The 19,388-nt window shown below is 53.6% G+C and carries 19 protein-coding genes; 9 read left to right on the plus strand and 10 right to left on the minus strand.

What is annotated here, in order from left to right:
- Positions 1 to 44: 44 nt before the first annotated feature.
- Together ABSH60_RS01675 and bglF are read right to left on the minus strand one after the other, a co-directional pair.
- Positions 45 to 1,442, minus strand: a complete 1,398-nt coding sequence (locus tag ABSH60_RS01675) for a 6-phospho-beta-glucosidase (protein WP_390972424.1) — start codon at positions 1,440 to 1,442, stop codon at positions 45 to 47.
- A gap of 36 nt (positions 1,443 to 1,478) precedes the next feature.
- Complete coding sequence (bglF, locus tag ABSH60_RS01680) at positions 1,479 to 3,353, minus strand: PTS beta-glucoside transporter subunit IIABC (RefSeq protein ID WP_390972426.1); 1,875 nt, start codon at positions 3,351 to 3,353, stop codon at positions 1,479 to 1,481.
- A gap of 732 nt (positions 3,354 to 4,085) precedes the next feature.
- Here bglF and ABSH60_RS01685 point away from each other — a divergent pair.
- A complete protein-coding gene (locus ABSH60_RS01685) occupies positions 4,086 to 4,352 on the plus strand; it encodes a helix-turn-helix transcriptional regulator (protein WP_056769510.1) in 267 nt (88 codons plus the stop codon).
- Positions 4,353 to 4,471: 119 nt separating this feature from the next.
- On the opposite strand, the gene ruvB is transcribed toward ABSH60_RS01685, so the two are convergent.
- The 6 genes from ruvB to aspS form a co-directional block, all read right to left on the minus strand.
- Positions 4,472 to 5,479 (minus strand): Holliday junction branch migration DNA helicase RuvB, encoded by a 1,008-nt coding sequence (gene ruvB, locus ABSH60_RS01690; RefSeq protein ID WP_056769508.1) that lies wholly within the window; start codon positions 5,477 to 5,479, stop codon positions 4,472 to 4,474.
- An 8-nt stretch (positions 5,480 to 5,487) separates the two neighbouring features.
- Complete coding sequence (ruvA, locus tag ABSH60_RS01695; RefSeq protein WP_013575037.1) at positions 5,488 to 6,102, minus strand: Holliday junction branch migration protein RuvA; 615 nt, start codon at positions 6,100 to 6,102, stop codon at positions 5,488 to 5,490.
- A gap of 87 nt (positions 6,103 to 6,189) precedes the next feature.
- Entirely contained in the window at positions 6,190 to 6,711 is a 522-nt protein-coding gene (ruvC, locus tag ABSH60_RS01700) for a crossover junction endodeoxyribonuclease RuvC (protein ID WP_056769506.1), read from the minus strand.
- Between the two features lie 108 nt (positions 6,712 to 6,819).
- Complete coding sequence (locus ABSH60_RS01705; RefSeq protein ID WP_056769504.1) at positions 6,820 to 7,563, minus strand: YebC/PmpR family DNA-binding transcriptional regulator; 744 nt, start codon at positions 7,561 to 7,563, stop codon at positions 6,820 to 6,822.
- 25 nt (positions 7,564 to 7,588) lie between these two features.
- Entirely contained in the window at positions 7,589 to 8,035 is a 447-nt protein-coding gene (gene nudB / locus ABSH60_RS01710; RefSeq protein WP_390972429.1) for a dihydroneopterin triphosphate diphosphatase, read from the minus strand.
- Positions 8,035 to 9,831, minus strand: a complete 1,797-nt coding sequence (gene aspS / locus ABSH60_RS01715) for an aspartate--tRNA ligase (RefSeq protein ID WP_136375653.1) — start codon at positions 9,829 to 9,831, stop codon at positions 8,035 to 8,037. The genes nudB and aspS overlap by 1 nt, the downstream gene beginning before the upstream one ends.
- Positions 9,832 to 10,166: 335 nt before the next feature.
- On the opposite strand from aspS, the gene ABSH60_RS01720 reads away from it, so the two are divergent.
- From ABSH60_RS01720 to ABSH60_RS01745, 6 genes are all read left to right on the plus strand, one after another.
- Complete coding sequence (locus ABSH60_RS01720; RefSeq protein WP_122094900.1) at positions 10,167 to 10,742, plus strand: hydrolase; 576 nt, start codon at positions 10,167 to 10,169, stop codon at positions 10,740 to 10,742.
- A gap of 89 nt (positions 10,743 to 10,831) precedes the next feature.
- Positions 10,832 to 11,650, plus strand: a complete 819-nt coding sequence (locus tag ABSH60_RS01725; RefSeq protein WP_390975650.1) for a DUF72 domain-containing protein — start codon at positions 10,832 to 10,834, stop codon at positions 11,648 to 11,650.
- 110 nt (positions 11,651 to 11,760) lie between these two features.
- Positions 11,761 to 12,156 (plus strand): MAPEG family protein, encoded by a 396-nt coding sequence (locus ABSH60_RS01730; RefSeq protein ID WP_122094898.1) that lies wholly within the window; start codon positions 11,761 to 11,763, stop codon positions 12,154 to 12,156.
- 124 nt (positions 12,157 to 12,280) lie between these two features.
- Positions 12,281 to 13,024, plus strand: coding sequence for a carboxy-S-adenosyl-L-methionine synthase CmoA (cmoA, locus tag ABSH60_RS01735; RefSeq protein WP_056769494.1), 744 nt, complete (start codon positions 12,281 to 12,283; stop codon positions 13,022 to 13,024).
- Positions 13,021 to 13,992, plus strand: a complete 972-nt coding sequence (gene cmoB, locus ABSH60_RS01740) for a tRNA 5-methoxyuridine(34)/uridine 5-oxyacetic acid(34) synthase CmoB (protein WP_056769492.1) — start codon at positions 13,021 to 13,023, stop codon at positions 13,990 to 13,992. The genes cmoA and cmoB overlap by 4 nt, the downstream gene beginning before the upstream one ends.
- Positions 13,993 to 14,217: 225 nt before the next feature.
- Positions 14,218 to 14,361: a hypothetical protein gene (locus ABSH60_RS01745; protein WP_390972432.1), complete on the plus strand. Its 144-nt coding sequence runs from the start codon at positions 14,218 to 14,220 to the stop codon at positions 14,359 to 14,361.
- A gap of 463 nt (positions 14,362 to 14,824) precedes the next feature.
- Here the strand turns inward: ABSH60_RS01745 and cutC are convergent, their stop codons facing one another.
- The gene (cutC, locus tag ABSH60_RS01750) at positions 14,825 to 15,583 is read right to left on the minus strand and encodes a copper homeostasis protein CutC (protein ID WP_217203941.1); all 759 of its coding nucleotides are present in this window, start codon (positions 15,581 to 15,583) and stop codon (positions 14,825 to 14,827) included.
- 121 nt (positions 15,584 to 15,704) lie between these two features.
- Here cutC and ABSH60_RS01755 point away from each other — a divergent pair, with 121 nt between their 5' ends.
- The gene (locus ABSH60_RS01755) at positions 15,705 to 16,853 is read left to right on the plus strand and encodes a PatB family C-S lyase (protein WP_390972434.1); all 1,149 of its coding nucleotides are present in this window, start codon (positions 15,705 to 15,707) and stop codon (positions 16,851 to 16,853) included.
- On the opposite strand, the gene ABSH60_RS01760 is transcribed toward ABSH60_RS01755, so the two are convergent.
- Positions 16,850 to 17,410, minus strand: a complete 561-nt coding sequence (locus ABSH60_RS01760; protein WP_156361945.1) for a VOC family protein — start codon at positions 17,408 to 17,410, stop codon at positions 16,850 to 16,852. The genes ABSH60_RS01755 and ABSH60_RS01760 overlap by 4 nt on opposite strands.
- 218 nt (positions 17,411 to 17,628) lie before the next feature.
- Here ABSH60_RS01760 and argS point away from each other — a divergent pair, with 218 nt between their 5' ends.
- Positions 17,629 to 19,362: an arginine--tRNA ligase gene (gene argS, locus ABSH60_RS01765; protein ID WP_056769482.1), complete on the plus strand. Its 1,734-nt coding sequence runs from the start codon at positions 17,629 to 17,631 to the stop codon at positions 19,360 to 19,362.
- Positions 19,363 to 19,388 lie beyond the last annotated feature (26 nt).

A 19,388-nucleotide genomic window follows, 5' to 3' on the forward strand; every position in this document is an offset into this window, starting at 1 on the left:
GATCAGGTTTTGTCTGCCGCTGTCTACGGATCTGCCTGATAATATCAGGATTTCAACGATGCACCGTGAGATTTAATCACGTCGGTATACCAGAAGAAGCTTTTCTTACGGCGACGTTCCAGCGAGCCATTGCCCTGATCGTCGCGGTCAACGTAGATATAACCGTAGCGTTTGGAGAATTCAGCTTTCGACGCGCTCACCAGATCGATAGGCCCCCAGCTGGTGTAGCCCATCACTTCCACGCCGTCCTCAATCGCTTCACGCACCTGAACTAAATGGTCGTTGATGTACTGAATGCGGTAATCATCGTTGATACTGCCGTCGGCTTCGAGCTTATCGCGCGCACCCAGGCCGTTTTCAACAATAAATAACGGTTTCTGATAGCGGTCATACAGCTCATTCATCAGGAAGCGCAAACCTTCCGGGTCAATCTGCCAGCCCCATTCTGAACTTTCCAGATGCGGATTTGGCACCATGTTCAATATATTGGCGCGCGCTTTGACATTCAGCTCTGCGTCGGTGGTCACACAACCGGTCATGTAATAACTGAAAGAAATAAAGTCGACGGTTTCTTTCAGCGCCTGTTTGTCTTCCGCGGTGATGATGATTTCCATGCCGCGATCTTTAAAGAAACGCGGCATATAGGCCGGGTACGCACCGCGCACCTGAACATCACCGAAGAATAACCAGTCACGGTTCTGTTGCAGCGTTTCCATCATGTCTGCCGGTTTGCAGGTCAGCGGGTAGAGCATGCCGCCCAGCAACATATTACCGATTTTGGCATCAGGAATAATCTCGTGGCAGGCTTTTACCGCTTTGGCGCTGGCAACCAGCTGGTGGTGGATCGCCTGATAAATTTCCTGTTTGCTGCTGTCTTCCGGCAAGCCCACGCCGGTAAAGGGTGCGTGCAGCGACATATTGATTTCGTTGAACGTCAGCCAGTATTTGACCTTATCTTTGTAACGGCTGAATACGGTGCGGGCGTAGTTTTCAAAGAAGCCGATGGTGTCGCGGCTTCCCCAGCCACCGTGTTTTTTTACCAACCCGTAAGGCATTTCGTAGTGAGAAAGCGTCACCAGCGGCGTAATGCCGTATTTTGCCATTTCATCAAACAGGCGGTCGTAAAAGGCCAGTCCGGCCTCGTTTGGCTGCGTTTCATCACCCTGCGGAAAAATACGCGTCCAGGCAATTGACGTCCGCAAAACGGTAAAACCCATTTCGGCAAACAGCTTCATATCTTCCGGATAGCGGTGATAAAAATCGATCGCCTCGTCTTTGACGCCGAAATCACCCTCCACACGCTCCTGCACCGGACCGAAAACGCCCTGCGGCTGCAAGTCTGAGGTAGACAATCCTTTACCGTCGGTCAGGTATGCGCCTTCTACCTGATTGGCTGCCACTGCGCCGCCCCATAAAAAACCGTTTGGGAATTGCTTATTCATATGAACCTCCTGGCTCTGGTCGTTATCGAAAAAAAATTATCGTAAAAGCGTAAGCAGTGGCGTTTGTTCACTGACGTCCTGGCCAATACTGGCCGGGATCACGTCAAGGTAATCGTCACTGTTGGTCATCAGCACCGGCGTTGTCAGATCGTATCCGGCGTCCGTGATGCCCTGAATATCGAATTCGAGCAGCAAATCGCCCTGCTTCACCACCGCATCGACGGCGACATGTGGGGTAAAGAATTTGCCGTCGAGCTTCACGGTATCGATGCCGACGTGGATCAAAATTTCCGCGCCGTCTTCGCCCTCAATTCCGATGGCATGATGCGTTTTAAACAGAGAAACCACCGTGCCGTTTACCGGTGAAACCACCCGCCCCGCTGTCGGTATAATGGCGACACCTTTACCCAGCAGACCGCTGGCAAATGTGGGATCTTTTACCTCTTCCAGCGCCACGCAGGTGCCGGTCATCGGGCTTGCGATCAGCGTTTTACCCCGCGGTGCCTGTGCCAATTCTGCCGCCACTTTCGGATCGGGTCCGGCTGCCACCTCTTCTTCTTTCATGCCGAAGAGATAAGTTGCCAGGGCAGCAAACACCAGGGCAATCAGCGTACCAACAATGGCCGCGGTGACTGTCTGGTCAAAACCTGTCGGAGGGATCACCTGAGTGAATGTGAAAATGCTGGCAAAACCGAAGGAGTAAGCCGTGGTCTGGAAATAGCCAAGGATCGCCGACCCTAATGCACCGCCGACGCAGCCAAAGATAAACGGCCTGCGGCGCGGCAGGTTGATGCCATACACCGCAGGTTCAGTGATGCCGAAAATCCCGGCGCTGATGGCCGACCCCGCCAGCGCTTTGGTTCGGGCATCTTTGACGCGCAGCATGACGCCGATCACCGCACCGACCTGCCCCATAACCGCAGGGAGTAACAGCGGCAGCATGGTGTCGTGACCGAGAATACTGAAGTTATTGATCATCAGCGGCACCAGCCCCCAGTGCAGGCCGAATATCACACAAACCTGCCACAGCGCGCCCATAAAGGCACCGGCGATCATCGGGCTGACGTGATAAATAAACTGATAACCGTTTGCCAGTTGCTGGCTCGCCCACGTCGCCACCGGGCCGATCACCAGGAATGTCAGCGGAACGATCACCATCAGGCAAATCAGCGGGGTAATAAAATTGCGCAGCGCACCGGGCAGGATTTTCATCGCCCGTTTTTCCAGCCAGCTGGATGCCCAGGCTGCGAGGATCACCGGGATAACCGATGACGCATAGTTAATGAAAATCAGCGGAATACCAAAGAAATGCTCGGCCGGAGCACCGGCCTGCTGAGCGTCAAAAGCGGCAATCATCAGCGGATGCACCATGGCTGCGCCAATCATCATCGTCACAAAGGGATTACCACCGAATTTTTTACCCGCTGTAAAACCAATCACCAGCGGGAAGAAATAAAACATCGCATCGCTGGCGGCAAACCAGACTTTATACGTACCGCTTTCCGGCACCAGCCAGCCGCAGGCAAGCGCCAGTGCCAGAAACCCTTTGAGGATCCCTGAGGCAGCCATGATGCCGATGAACGGCGTAAAAATACCTGAGATCACATCAATTGCCCGCGCAAACAGGCTGCCCTTGTCGCCGGACTCTTCGTCACCCCCTTCGGAAAGCGGGCTGGTTTTCACCAGCGCTTCGTAGACTGCGCCTACGTGATTGCCAATCACCACCTGAAACTGGCCGCCACTTTCCACAACCATGATCACACCGGGATTTTTTTTCAGCCCTTCCGCATCGGCCCTGGTGGTGTCTCTTAATTTAAAGCGTAAACGGGTTGCACAATGCACCACGCTGTTCACGTTCTCTTTTCCGCCCACTCCGCGGAGAATTTCATCGGCTAACGTTTTGTATTCCATGGTGTTATCTCATCAGAGTAATGGCGTCGTGCACGACATTGCCGGTATATTCCACAGGGGCGGCCGGCCCCTGAATTCAGGCCAAAAAAAAACCTAAACGTCCGGTCTCTCCGCACAATGCGAAGAAACAAGAAGTTTAGGTTTTGCCTGTCAGACAGTAACAATCCTGCTCTCTGAGGGGATTCTCTGGTGAATCCCTTCCGGATACAAGTCGTAATCCCGGACAAATCGTGAAAATGTGACCGGCCTCAGATTATGTGCAGAAGTCTTGCCTCACAAGCCCCCGGGCGGCGTTCGTTGCGGGCATAAAGCGCTAAATAAGCGGCGTAAGGCTACAAAATTAGTAAGCTGTGTATTGCAACCTTGGTAACCGTTTACACGTTGCGCTATAATTCCTTGTCGCGGCAAAATCCGCGTCCGGGATTCTCAACCTGAATGTTCACTGGCGACATGGAATGCACACACATTCTATGTCTGAGTCTGCGCACACCTATTGCCTGTACAAACAACAAGCAATATCTCAATGGTGGCTCAGGCGGGGCTGACTTAGGTCAGGCCGGTATCCAGTAGAACCGGTGTTGAGAACCCCGTCAGGGCTACCACCAGCGAGATTCTCAACTCCAGTGGCGGCCAAACATTAATCTACTGGACAATGTGAAATGAAAGACAAGCCAAGGCAGGCACTCCCCCTCTCCCGGTCATTATGTGCCCCAGATACGCAGAGGCCGCATTATGACTAACTCCAGAGAAGACTGGCATCCCGCCGATATTATCGCGGCAATTCGCAAAAAAGGTTCAACGTTGACGGCACTCTCCCGGGAGTCCGGACTGGGTTCTTCCACACTCTCAAATACCCTTTCACGACGCTGGCCGAAAGGCGAAATGATCATCGCGCAAATGATTGGCGTACCGGCCTGGGAAATCTGGCCTAGTCGTTACTACAATGCCAAGGGTGAGTTAGTTGTGCCGAAGTTGCGTACCCCTAAAGCGGAAGTTTAGCCCGTGACGCGGTGAGAGCCCGGCTTTCACCGCCTTTTGAACCCAGCCTTTTCCTGAATTGCAGAAAACAAAACGGACGCTGATGCGTCCGTTGCAGAATATTTTGTCTGATATCGGGCTTATTCTTCGTCGCGAGAAAGTCCGAAATGCTTATAGGCATGATTGGTTGCCATTCGCCCGCGCGGCGTACGCTGAATAAAGCCCTGCTGGATCAGGAATGGTTCAATCACATCTTCGATGGTTTCACGTTCCTCACCAATCGCCGCCGCTAAGTTATCCAGGCCGACAGGTCCGCCGGAAAATTTATCTATAATCGCCAGCAGCAGCTTCCGGTCCATATAATCGAAACCTTCAGCATCCACGTCCAGCATATCCAAAGCGCCATTGGCGACATCACCGTTGATCGTTCCGTCCCCTTTCACTTCTGCAAAGTCGCGCACGCGGCGCAGCAGACGGTTAGCGATACGTGGCGTGCCGCGTGAACGGCGGGCAATCTGATGAGCCCCCTCTTCGGACAACTCCAGCCCCAGGCATAATGCACTTCGCCCGACGATGTGTTGTAAATCCGCCACCTGATAAAACTCCAGGCGCTGCACAATACCGAAGCGGTCGCGCAAAGGAGAGGTCAGGGAACCGGCGCGGGTCGTGGCGCCAATCAGAGTGAACGGCGGCAGGTCGAGCTTGATCGAGCGCGCGGCAGGGCCTTCGCCGATCATGATGTCCAGCTGGTAGTCTTCCATCGCCGGATACAGAATTTCTTCAACAACCGGCGACAGACGGTGGATTTCATCGATGAACAGCACATCGTGCGGCTCGAGGTTGGTCAGCATCGCGGCCAGATCGCCGGCCTTTTCCAGCACCGGCCCGGAGGTCGTGCGCAGGTTAACGCCCATTTCGTTTGCCACGATATTGGCGAGAGTGGTTTTCCCCAGCCCGGGCGGTCCGAAAATCAGCAGGTGATCGAGCGCGTCTTTGCGTTGCTTAGCCGCCTGAATAAAGATTTCCATTTGCGAGCGCACGTGAGGCTGGCCAACATATTCCGACAGCAGCTTGGGGCGGATCGCACGATCAATGACTTCTTCTTCGGTGAACACTTCGGACGAAATCAGGCGGTCAGCTTCGATCATCTCTTACCTCACAGCGCAGCGCGCAGCGCTTCTCTAATCAACGTTTCTGATTCAGCGCCGGGTTTGGCGACTTTGCTGATCATACGGCTGGCTTCTGGTGGTTTGTACCCGAGGGATATCAGGGCTGCAACGGCTTCGCCTTCAGCGTCAGATTCTTTCGCTTTCGACGCAGATGCAGGTAGCGTGATATCAGTATGATTGTTAAACAAATCACCGTTTAATCCTTTAAACCGGTCTTTCATTTCGACGACCAGACGTTCTGCGGTTTTCTTACCGACGCCAGGTAACTTGATTAAGGCGGTGATTTCTTCCTTTTCTACCGCACTGACGAACTGTTGTGCCGACATGCCTGACAGGATAGCCAGCGCCAGTTTTGGCCCGACGCCGTTAACTTTAATCAGCTCACGGAACAGCGCGCGCTCTTGTTTATCGTTAAATCCGTAGAGCAACTGAGCATCTTCGCGGACGATAAATTGCGTGAAGATGATAGCTTCCTGACCCAGTTCCGGCAATTCGTAAAAACAGGTCATCGGCATATGCACTTCATAGCCCACGCCGTTGGTTTCCAGCAGCACCAAAGGGGGCTGTTTTTCCAGAATAATGCCTCGTAGTCTGCCTATCACGTTCATTTTCCTTATCAGGTCAAAAGCTGCGATGTTTATATCATAAAAAAGGCTGGATGGATATCCAGCCTATGGGACTTGCGGCGTCTATCGCATACGTCCGCGTGCCATCTGTAATTTGTCCGTGCTGAGCCGGATGGCGTTCTGGCTCATGTGACAGTGAGTGATGGCAATCGCCAGCGCATCGGCCGCATCGGCCTGCGGATTAGCCGGAAGCTTCAGCAAGGAACGCACCATGTGCTGAACCTGCGATTTCTCAGCGGCACCGGTACCCACGACGGTCTGTTTCACCTGCCTCGCGGCGTATTCAAACACCGGCAAATCCTGATTCACGGCGGCCACAATGGCGGCTCCGCGCGCCTGACCGAGCTTTAAAGCAGAGTCGGCATTCTTCGCCATAAATACGGATTCGATAGCAAAAAAATCAGGCTGAAATTGCGTGATAATTTCCGACACACCGGCATAAATCAGTTTCAGTCGTCCCGGCATATCGTCCACCACGGTACGGATACAACCGCTGCCGAGATAACTCAGCTGACGCCCTGTCTGGCGAATAATGCCATAGCCGGTGATACGCGAACCGGGGTCGATCCCCAGAATAATAGCCATAGCCAGTCAACGCCTTGTGTTGTCGTTTTTTTGCAAAGTTGGGGAGAGTATAAACTGCCGGGGGACAACAGGATAGCCAGCCGGTGGTAGCCACCGGCGGCACTGAGATTACAGAGTTTCTGCGATCTCGTCAGAGATTTCACCGTTGTGGTAAACCTCCTGAACATCATCACAATCTTCCAGCATGTCGATCAGGCGCAACAATTTAGGTGCAGTGTCTGCATCCATGTCTGCTTTGGTCGATGGGATCATGGTGACTTCGGCGGAATCCGCTTTGAAACCGGCAGCTTCCAGTGCATCTTTCACGTCGCCCAGACTTTCCCAGGCAGTGAACACGTCGATAGCACCGTCATCGTATGACACGATGTCTTCTGCGCCCGCTTCCAGCGCGGCTTCCATCACGACATCTTCATCCAGACCCGGTGCGAAAGTGATCACACCTTTTTTGGAGAACAGGTAAGCCACGGAGCCGTCTGTCCCCAGATTGCCACCGGTTTTGTTGAAAGCATGACGCACTTCCGCCACGGTACGGTTGCGGTTATCACTCAGACATTCAACCATTACCGCCGAACCACCAGGACCGTAACCTTCATAAATGATGGTTTCCATGTTGGTGTCGTCATCACCGCCCACGCCACGCGCCACGGCACGGTTGAGGGTGTCACGGGTCATGTTATTGGACAGGGCTTTGTCGATAGCCGCACGCAGACGCGGGTTAGCCGCAGGATCGCCGCCGCCGAGTTTTGCTGCCGTTACCAGCTCACGAATGATTTTGGTGAAAATCTTGCCACGTTTAGAATCTTGCGCCGCTTTGCGGTGCTTAGTGTTGGCCCACTTACTGTGACCTGCCATAAAAATCTCCAAAAAGTCTCAAGTCTTAACAGACCGAATAGTTTACAAATTCTTCAATCGCCTGCTGGTTGCTCGGGGAGACCGTCAGCGCTGCGGCTGCCGGCTTATCGAGCCACCGGTACGCGTGATGTTCCGTAAGAGGCACCTCACGCTCGTCGGGTAACGCCAGACAGAACCAATGTTCTTTGTTGCGGGTTACGCCCGGAGCATAGCGATGGCGCAAATGCGCAAATATTTCAAAGTCCTCACAGCGATGGCAGTCCTGAAGAGTCAGGCTTTCACCTGCGATGTCGATTCCGACCTCTTCCATGACTTCACGCTGCGTGGTTTGATTCGGGGATTCCCCGTCCTCCAGGCTGCCGGTTACCGACTGCCAGAAATTCGGGTCATCCTTTCGTTGAAGCATCAGCACCCTGCCGGTGTTTCTGGCGTAGATGACGCACAGTATCGACTCAGGACGCTTATAGCTCATTAGTTATTCTCTGTATTTGTGTCTGGCGTCACTTCTTTTTTCGCCACGACTGCGATGCCCAGTTCCAGCAGGGAAGCCGGATTGGCAAAGCTTGGGGCTTCGGTCATCAGACAGGCCGCTGCCGTGGTTTTCGGGAAGGCGATCACGTCACGGATGTTGTCCGTACCGGTCAGCAGCATCACCAGACGATCCAGACCAAATGCCAGACCCGCGTGCGGAGGCGTGCCGTATTTCAGGGCGTCGAGCAGGAAGCCGAATTTCTCGCGCTGTTCGTGTTCGTTAATACCCAGAATGCTGAACACGGTCTGCTGCATTTCGCTGCGGTGAATACGCACGGAACCGCCGCCAACTTCATAACCGTTGATGACCATATCGTAAGCATTCGCAATCGCGGAAACCGGATTCGCCGCCAGCTCTTCTGCGGTCATGTCTTTCGGCGCAGTGAACGGGTGGTGCATGGCGCTCAGGCCGCCTTCGTCGGTGTCTTCGAACATCGGGAAGTCGATCACCCACAGCGGCGCCCACACATCGTCCTGAGTAATTTTCAGGTCGCGGCCCACTTTGAGGCGCAGTGCACCGATAGCGTCAGTCACGATTTTCGCGCTGGCTGCGCCGAAGAAGATCATGTCGCCGTCTTGAGCGCCGGTGCGTTCAATCAGGGCAGACAGCAATTCTTCGTTCAGGAATTTCGCAACCGGGCTCTGGATACCTTCCAGACCTTTCGCCACTTCATTCACTTTGATGTAAGCCAGACCTTTCGCGCCGTAGATTTCGATGAATTTCGCGTATTCGTCGATTTGCTTACGGCTCAGGGACGCACCGCCCGGCACACGCAATGCAGCCACACGGCCTTTCGGATCGTTGGCCGGATCGGCAAACACTTTGAACTCGATATTTTTCATCAGGTCCGCGACGTCAACCATTTCCATCGGGTTACGCAGGTCAGGTTTGTCGGAACCGAAACGACGCATCGCTTCTGCATAGGTCATGATCGGGAAGTCGCCCAGATCCACGCCTTTAATTTCCTGCCACAGCTCGCGCGCCAGTTTCTCCATCACTTCACGCACCTGTTCTGCGCTCATGAAAGAGGTTTCGACGTCAATCTGGGTAAATTCTGGCTGACGGTCAGCGCGTAAATCTTCATCACGGAAGCATTTTACGATCTGATAATAACGGTCAAAGCCGGACATCATCAGCAGCTGTTTGAACAGCTGAGGAGACTGTGGCAAGGCATAGAATTTGCCTTTGTGCACGCGGCTTGGCACCAGATAGTCACGCGCACCTTCCGGCGTGGCTTTGGTCAGCATCGGAGTTTCGATGTCGAGGAAATCATGGCTGTCCATGAAACGGCGCACGAAGCTGGTGATTTTTGCACGCGCTTTCAGGCGGTTCGCCATCTCAGGGCGGCGCAGATCCAGATAACGGTATTTCAGGCGCGCTTCTTCGGAGTTGACGTGATTGGAGTCGAGCGGCAGGGATTCTGAACGGTTGATGATGTTCAGGCCGCTGGCAAACACTTCCACTTCCCCGGTCGCCATGTCTTTGTTGAACTGGCTTTCAGGACGCGCGCGCACGGTGCCGGTAAGCTGAATGCAGAACTCGTTACGCAGTTCAGACGCCAGTTTGTAGGCTTCTGCCTGATCGGGGTCGAAGAAAACCTGAACGATGCCTTCGCGGTCACGCATATCGATGAAAATCAGACCACCCAAATCGCGTCGACGGTTAACCCAGCCACACAATGTCACTTCCTGGCCCACATTGGACGCATTCAGTTTTCCACAATATACAGTACGCATAACGGTATCCTTTTGATCCCACTACCCGGCCTTATGGCGCACAGGTACAGAAACGGTTATTCACTCTGGTCGCCCGCCCGCAAAACGCTGCGGCGCGCGGAATAGGTTTTATACGGGTCGAAAAAAGGCGGCTATTATAAAGGAATTTCCTTCGCAGGATAAGTGCGAACACGTCAACGCGGGCGCGGAAATTCACTCGTGTTGCAAGCTACACATAATTTAACAAAATTATCCCCAATGCGATCCCCGCGTTAGCATAGACTCGCGCAATCCCCTTTGTACACGCAGTTCATAATTCCTTTCGCTATTAATGAGATAACCGGGAGCTAAACGCCATGAAACTTGACCCTAACACTACCGCGCTGGTACTGATCGATTTACAGAAAGGAATTTTACCTTTCGCGGGTGGCCCGCACACGGCGCAGCAGGTGCTGGATAATGCCACTGAACTGGCAAACCGCTTCCGTAAACTGGGTGCCCCGGTAGTCATGGTGCGCGTGGGTTGGTCGGATTCTTTCGACGAGGCGCTGAAACAGCCGGTCGACATTCCCGCAGCAGCCCCCGAAGGCGGCCTGCCTGCCAGCTGGTGGGAATTCCCGGAGCAACTGGGCGTGACTGACAGTGATCTGCTGGTGATCAAACGTCAGTGGGGCGCGTTCTACGGCACCGATCTGGATCTGCAACTGCGCCGTCGCGGCATTAAAAGCATCGTGCTGGCGGGTATTTCCACCAATATCGGTGTGGAATCCACCGCGCGTAACGCCTGGGAACACGGCTATGAACTGGTCATCGCAGAAGATGCGTGCAGCGCGCATAACAACGATCATCATCAGTCCAGCGTACAGTTTATTTTCCCACGCATCAGCCGCGTACGTTCGACCCTTGAAGTGCTTGCCGCTCTGCCGGAGTAACGTTACCCTGCCCTGACGCATTAATTTTGCTATCCTGACGCCGCCCGCTGAGGCGGCGTTTTGTTATGGAAGAATCGGGAGAATTCGGCATGTATATTGGTTTACCGCAATGGCATCACAGCGCCTGGGCAAAGATTGGTTTGCGCGATCTGGCTGATTACGCGCGGTATTTCAACTGTGTCGAAGGCAACACCACCTTTTATGCCCTGCCAAAGCAGGAAGTGGTGATGCGCTGGCGCGACATGACACCGGGATCCTTCCGTTTCTGTTTCAAATTCCCTTCTGCCATCAGCCATAAAGCTGCACTGGCAAACTGCCAGGAAGATGTCGATACGTTTTACCGCACGCTCGGGCCGCTCGGCGAACGCATCGGCCAGTTATGGCTTCAACTGCCCGCAACCTTTGCGCCGCAACATCTTGACCGTTTATGGCAATTTCTCGATGCGCTGCCCGCCGGATTTGATTACGGCGTCGAAGTCCGGCATCCGGATTTTTTTGCGAAAGGCGATGACGAGCGGAGGCTGAATCAGGGGCTACGCCAGCGGGGCGTCAACCGCGCTATTCTGGACAGCCGTCCGGTACACAGTTCCGCCTCGGTGACAGAAGCGGTACTCGAGGCAAAACGTAAAAAGCCCGTGCTGCCACTGCACGCCGTAGCCACTGCATCGCGCCCGCTGGTGCGTTTTATTGGCGGTGACGTGCTGGAAGATAACCGGCCTTTGTTTGCGCAGTGGATAACCAAACTCCAGGCGTGGGACGCACAAGGGCTTTCGCCCTATTTATTCATCCATACGCCGGATTGCACCGACGCTCCCCAGCAGGCAAGAAGCCTGTGGCAGCAACTGCGCCAGCAAATGCCTTCGGTGTCGCAGGAACCCGACTGGCCTTTGCAGGACACGTTGTTCTAAGAAAATTCTCTTTTTCATGACGACAGTATTTAGTCAGACCGCTATCATAGCCGCGCAGCGGAGAAAAAAATGGCTCCGCCGGATTACCTGGAATAACCAAGGAAGTCATCATGATTAGCGCGTTATATGTCGTGCTTGCCGCCATACTTTTGATCAAACTCTCTTTCGATGTTGTCCGTTTGCGTACCCAATACCGCATTGCCACCGGCGACGGCGGCTCTTACGAATTGCAAACGGCCATTCGCGTGCACGGTAACGCCGTCGAATATCTGCCGATTGGTTGTTTGTTATTGCTGTTTATGGAAATGAACGGTGCTGCCGTCTGGATGATCCACGCCTGCGGCCTGTTACTGATAGTCGGACGTTTATGTCATTATTACGGGCTAAAGAATCGCGAATTTGCCTGGCGTCGCAACGGCATGGCCGCCACCTATATCTCGCTGGTAGTGATGGTCATGGTGAATATTTTTTACCTGCCGTGGTCGCAGTTCCTCAACTTCAACTGATTTTGGATCTTTTTCCCGTCAGTTTGCAGTGAACACCGGTGCGCAGGTATCTGCCTGCGCCAGTATCTGCTAAAATCTGCCCTCAACTTTTTACCCACACTCTTTTCTGGCCTGACTCACCACTATGGCAAACCACGATACGCTTTTTTCTGCACCAATAGATAAGCTCGGCGACTGGACGTTCGATGAACGTGTGGCCGAAGTTTTCCCCGATATGATCCAACGTTCAGTACCGGGATATTCCAACATCATTTCGATGATTGGTATGCTCGCCGAACGCTTCGTTCAGCCTGATACGAATGTCTACGATCTCGGTTGTTCGCTGGGTGCCGCCACGCTGTCGATGCGTCGCAACATTAAGGTACCGGGCTGCGAAATTATTGCTGTCGATAACTCCCCTGCCATGGTAGAGCGCTGCCGCCGACATATTGATGCTTTCCGCGCCGAGACGCCGGTTACCGTCATTGAATCGGATATTTTGAATATCGAGCTGAAAAATGCCTCGATGGTGGTGCTTAACTTCACCCTGCAATTCCTCGAACCTGACGATCGTCAACGCCTGCTCAATCAGGTGTTTGAGGGAATGCGTCCGGGAGCGGCGCTGGTGCTGTCAGAAAAATTCAGCTTTGAAGATAAAGACGTCGGCGAGTTACTGTTCAATATGCATCACGATTTCAAACGTGCGAACGGCTACAGTGAACTTGAAATCAGCCAGAAACGCAGCATGCTCGAAAACGTGATGCTGACCGACTCCGTCGAAACACATAAAACCCGCCTGCGTCAGGCCGGTTTCCAGCACACGGAAGTCTGGTTCCAGTGCTTTAACTTCGGCTCACTGATTGCGCTGAAAGCCGGAGAAGCACAATGATCGATTTTGGTGATTTTTACCGCGTTATCGCCAAAGGGCCGTTAAGTCCGTGGCTCAATACCCTTCCCTCCCAGCTGACCGCCTGGCAAAAAGAGTCGCTGCACGGCAAGTTCAAACTGTGGTTCAACTCCGTCGATCGCCTGCCGCTGATCAAGCCAGAACGTCTGGATTTGCTGCACAGCGTCAGCGCTAACATGGAAGTGCCTTTACCGGCCGGTCAGCGCGAAGGCATTGAAAACCTGCTGCGCAATATGATGCCATGGCGCAAAGGCCCGTTCTCATTGTATGACGTTGAAATCAATACCGAATGGCGTTCTGACTGGAAATGGGATCGCGTTCTGCCGCATATTTCCCCCCTGACCGGACGAACCATTCTGGACGTTGGCTGCGGCAGCGGTTATCACATGTGGCGCATGATTGGCGCAGGCGCACATCTGGCGGTCGGTATCGATCCGATGCAGTTGTTCCTGTGCCAGTTCGAAGCGGTGCGTAAATTGCTCGGTGGCGACCAGCGTGCACACTTATTGCCGCTGGGCATTGAACAACTGCCTGAACTCAACGCTTTCGACACCGTTTTTTCAATGGGTGTGCTGTATCACCGTCGCTCGCCGTTGGATCACCTTTACCAGTTAAAAAACCAGCTGGTCAGCGGCGGCGAACTGGTGCTGGAAACCCTGGTGGTCGAAGGCGACAGCCAGCAGGTGCTGGTGCCAGGCGACCGTTATGCACAAATGGGCAATATCTACTTCATTCCTTCCGCTGATGCGTTAAAGGACTGGCTGGTCAAATGCGGTTTTGTTGATGTGCGCATTGCCGACGTCAGCGTCACCACCGTCGAAGAACAGCGCCGAACCGACTGGATGACCAGTGAGTCACTGGCCGAGTTTCTTGACCCGAATGATCCGACCAAAACTATTGAAGGCTATCCGGCACCGCGCCGCGCCCTGCTTATCGCCCGCAAACCATAACGCCTGCCCTTCCCTCCCGTCGCCTGGCGGGAGTTTCAATGTCGACATTTTCCTACACGTTCTGTAACACCATCAGCAACAACTTAAGTGAAAAAGGGCTAACCTTTTAGGGTTGGCTATCCGTTTGTTCTGACAGAGATCGTCGTTTACGTGTTGGGAGGAAATATGAAGTTCCCTAATGGCAGTATCGTTAAACACAGATCCGGAGACATCAAAGGTTCCGTCATGAATACTTTTGAATCGGCAAAGGGAGTGGTGTCGTACTACGTCACGTGGGGGGATGGAACCAGCAGCCTGCACCAGGAAAATGAGCTGCAGTGGGCCAATATTGACGTCGCAATCCGGATTAAAAATTTCTACGAAAAGTAACCTGCCTGCAAATAATCCCCCGTCACTGGCGATAAACCCGCCGGGTTTATCGCTTTTATCTTAGGTTAACGCGTGCTGTGTTACAGGCCTTTGTAAAGCTTCTGCTTTTTGCGCTTTATTAATGGATTGATGGATGCCGTTTCGTGTATAAAATCGTCCAAACTCCTTCATCTGATCGCGATGCCCCCCGCTTCGCGGAGAACGTCATGCGCAGAAAAATCCGCTTCCTGTTAGACAGAGCCTTTATCGTTTTTGGCCTTTTCATTATGTGTCTGGTCGTCAAAGCTGGCATGTTTGGCGTGGCGCTGCTGACCTGGGGCTGAAAGCACGGCAGCAGGACTGCCTCGTTGCCATAATCCGCGCACAAAAAAAGCCCCGCCAAAACGACGGGGCCTGGTACTTGCGCAGGGCGACGCAATAAGGGTCGTAAGACCCAATTAAATCTGTTTAAACCTTGCGTCGATCACGCGGACCGGGATATTTCATCGTCGAACTGCAATGTGCTTTTCATTGCGGCAACAATATCGCCATCCACGCAATAACGACTGAATTCATCAAAATCTGTGTCAGAACTCATGGTGACACCGGCTTTACGGTAGCGCATGGCTGATTTCACCTGACGCCCCGCCGAACTGTGCAATTCTGTCAGCCCGATATCCACGAACTTTTGCAAATTGGTCAGACGCACACCTGCGCCTGCCATAATGATAGGACCACGCGTTAGCTGATTCAGTTCCCGAAGTATCGGCAATCCGACTTCGGCATTCTGTTGCTGGCCAGAAGTCAGAATGCGCGCCACCCCTAACTGAGTCAACTGCTCGAGCGCGACCTTCGGATTGAGGCACATATCGAAGGCTCGGTGGAACGTGACCGCCATATCTGAGCACAGCGCCATCACTTCCCACATGCGCGGCATATCGATATGCCCTTCCGCATCCAGCATCCCGACCACGATGCCGGGGAAACCCATATCACGCATACAGGCAACGTCACTTTTCAGCACGTCGAATTCACTCTGGCTATAGCAAAAGTCACCACCCCGTGGCCGAACAATCGGATGCACCGGGATAGTCACTTTTTCCCTCGCCAGTTTGAGGGTACCGTAGCTCGGGGTGATTCCCCCGTCTGCCTGGCTCGCGCACAACTCGACGCGATCTGCACCGGCCTGCTCTGCCGTTAACGCACAATCTACGCTGTAACAACACACTTCTAACTTAGTCATGTGACCTCTCCTGAAAACGGCATTATGCTACAACACTTGTTTGTAACCGACCATGTCGCGTAGGCTCTTACAGATGAGCATCCCCGCCCAATTGCTTACTGCTTATTTAGGAAAACTAACTATGACACTCAATTTTGATTTATGGGTAGACCGCAGTCACAGCGATAGCCTTAAGTGGCATAAATACAATAATCAGGATGTCATTCCGCTTTGGGTAGCAGATTCCGATTTTACCGCTCCGCCTCAGGTGATCACCGAATTACAACAACGCGTCGCCGAGGGCGTTTTTGGGTACGGTTTTACGCCACCTGAACTGATTGAACTCGTGGTTCACCGCATGCGCGAGCGCCACAACTGGCACATTAAACCTGAGTGGATTGTCTGGTTGCCGGGCCTTGTTTGTGGTCTGAACGTCGCGGTACGCGCCAACGTTACTCAGCATCAAACCAGCCTGTTACCCATGCCGATATATCCGCCATTTATTCAGGCCGCACAGTCAGAAGGCCGCGGTTACAAAGCCGTACCGGTCATCCAGCAACATCAACGCTGGGTGGCGGACTTCGCCGCAGTTGAAAGCCAGCTTGATGGCAGCGAAAAACTGTTGATGCTGTGCAATCCCTACAATCCGGGCGGCACGGTGTATCGCCGTGAAGAATTGCTGGAGCAGCAGGCGTTCGCAAAACGTCACGATCTCGTGGTGTGCTCCGACGAAATACACTGCGACCTGATTCTCGAATCCGGCCTTCAGCACATTCCTTTTGCCTCGCTAAATGACGATGCCGCGCAACGTTCAATTACGCTGCTTGCGCCGTCAAAAACCTTTAATCTTGCCGGGCTGGGCGCCTCAATGGCGATCATCCCGAATACTGAATTACGCCGTAAATTCCTTGAAACCAGCAAAGGCATCGTTCCTCACGTCAACATTCTGGCCTTTATCGCGGCTACCGCTGCCTATCGTGACGGAGATGCGTGGCTTGAGGCGCAACTCGATTATTTACGCGCTAACCGTACGCTTGCGACAACCCGCATCAACGCCATGCCTGGCTTAACCATGCTGGCACCGGAAGGCACCTACCTCGGCTGGATAGACGCAAGCGCCTTGCCGGTGGCCGACCCTTACCGCTTCTTTGTTGACGCAGGCGTGGGCTTTACGTCAGGGGCGGAATTTGGTGCCCCTTCTTTCGTTCGCATCAACTTTGCCTGCCAGCGCGCTTTACTTGAAAAGGCACTGGACCGCATGGATGCCGCCCTGCAAGAGCTGACGCGTTAATCCACTTCCCTTTCGCTGGCAACAATCTCGCGCAGGCTGTGCGGGTGAAATTTGATCGTCACAGACCCGTCGGTGATCGCCAGCGTCGGGTTGGCCAGCCGCTCATGTTCACCTTTTGGGGCGCTTTGTTTGAGCTTGATGCCCGGCATTATCAGGGCATCGTCGGCAATCAGCGCCAGCGCACGCGTATACAACCCTTCTTCATCACCCGGCAATACAATCTCAATGTGTTCCCAGCCTTCATGCGGATAACGCTTCTCACCAGGGTAAGGTAATTCTACCAGATCGATGTGCAGCGGCCCGACTGTGAGGGGCTCATCCAGCGTAAACAGGCAGATAGGACGCCCGTTAATCTCTGTCTCGTTAAGCAGTGTGCCGCAGCGGGCCAGCCCGGCACGCCAGCGGTCGGCCGTCGTGTTTTGATGGCAGCGCACGGAAATGTGATCGGCGTGAAAATCTGCCAGATTGATCTGCAACTTCGCCGCAAATGTTGTTAACACACTGACAAAACGCGATAAATCATCGGCTAAATCCTGTAATTCAGGCACATGTTTCATGGCAGGCATCCTAACTCTTTTCAGTTTGCGAATCTTCAGGGTCGGATAATTTACACAGGCTTTCATCCGGTTGCCAGAGACACGCCGCAGAATCACGCTTTACTGCGCCACAGACGTGCGCCAATACTGACTCCACAGGCCTGATATGATATAAACACGCATCATTTTCGGTTCATCCGAAACAGAACGGGCAGTTAATCAAAACATAAGGTAATCCGGTGAATATACAGTCACTTCTTTCAGAAAAAGTCAGCCAGGCGCTGATCGCAGCAGGTGCATCTGCCGACAGCGAAGCGCAAGTCCGTCAGTCCGCCAAAGCCCAGTTTGGTGACTATCAGGCTAACGGTGTTATGTCAGTGGCAAAAAAACTCGGCATGCCACCGCGACAACTGGCAGAGAAAGTGGTTGAACTGTTGGATCTGAGCGGCATCGCCAATAAAGTTGAAATCGCCGGGCCGGGTTTCATCAACATTTTCCTCGATCCAGCCTTTGTCGGTGCACACGTCGACAGCGCGCTGACTGACGCCAAACTGGGCGTCGCGCCGGTGGAACCGCAGACTATCGTCATCGACTACTCCGCCCCTAACGTGGCGAAAGAGATGCACGTTGGCCACATCCGCTCCACCATCATTGGTGATGCGGCGGTGCGTACCAACGAATTCCTCGGCCACAAAGTGATCCGCGCTAACCACGTTGGCGACTGGGGCACCCAGTTCGGCATGCTGATTGCTTACCTTGAGAAAGTGCAAAACGAAAATGCCGGTGATATGAACCTGGCTGACCTCGAAGAATTCTACCGCGCGGCAAAGAAAAACTACGATGAAGACGAAGCCTTTGCCGAGCGTGCGCGCGGCTACGTAGTGAAACTGCAGGGCGGCGACGACTATTGCCTGCAGATGTGGCGCAAGCTGGTCGATGTGACCATGAAGCAAAACCAGCTGACCTACAATCGTCTTAACGTCACTCTGACTCAGGACGATGTTATGGGTGAAAGCCTGTATAACAGCATGCTGCCGGGCATTGTTTCTGATCTGCAGGCCAAAGGTCTGGCCGTGGACAGTGAAGGCGCTGTGGTTGTCTATCTTGATGAGTATAAGAATAAAGAAGGCGATCCAATGGGGGTCATCATCCGTAAAAAGGATGGCGGCTACCTGTACACCACCACGGATATCGCCTGTGCGAAGTACCGCTACGAAACGTTGGGCGCCGATCGCGTACTGTATTACATCGACTCCCGTCAGCATCAGCACCTGATGCAGGCCTGGACTATCGCGCGTAAAGCCGGTTACGTCCCGGATTCCGTCGCACTCGAACACCATATGTTCGGCATGATGCTGGGTAAAGACGGCAAACCGTTCAAAACCCGTTCAGGCGGCACGGTGAAACTGTCCGATCTGCTGGATGAAGCGATCGATCGCGCCCGTAAGCTTATTACCGAGAAAAACCCGGAACTGAAAGACGCAGAAGAGCTGGATAAGCTGGTCAACGCTGTCGGTATCGGCGCGATCAAATACGCAGATTTGTCGAAAAGTCGTACCACTGACTACATCTTCGACTGGGATAACATGCTGGCGTTCGAGGGTAACACCGCGCCTTATATGCAATATGCGTATACCCGCGTAGCGTCCATCTTTAAACGTGCGGACATCGACGTGAACAGCCTGACACAGCCGGTTGTGCTGCGCGAAGAACGCGAAGCGGCGCTGGCCACCCGCCTGTTGCAGTTTGAAGAAGTGCTGACCGTTGTTGCCCGCGAAGGTACGCCGCATACCATGTGCGCCTACCTGTACGATGTGGCCGGCCTGTTCTCCAGCTTCTACGAACATTGCCCGATCCTGAACGCAGAAGATGAAACCAGCCGCAACAGCCGCCTGAAGCTGGCACTGCTGACACAGCGCACGCTGAAAACCGGTCTGGATACACTGGGTATCGAAACCGTAGAACGTATGTAATTCGCGGTTTTGTGAGATTAAAAAAG

This window comes from Rahnella sp. R3(2024), from assembly GCF_042920125.1.
In the GTDB taxonomy this organism is placed as follows: Bacteria; Pseudomonadota; Gammaproteobacteria; order Enterobacterales; family Enterobacteriaceae; genus Rahnella; species Rahnella rivi.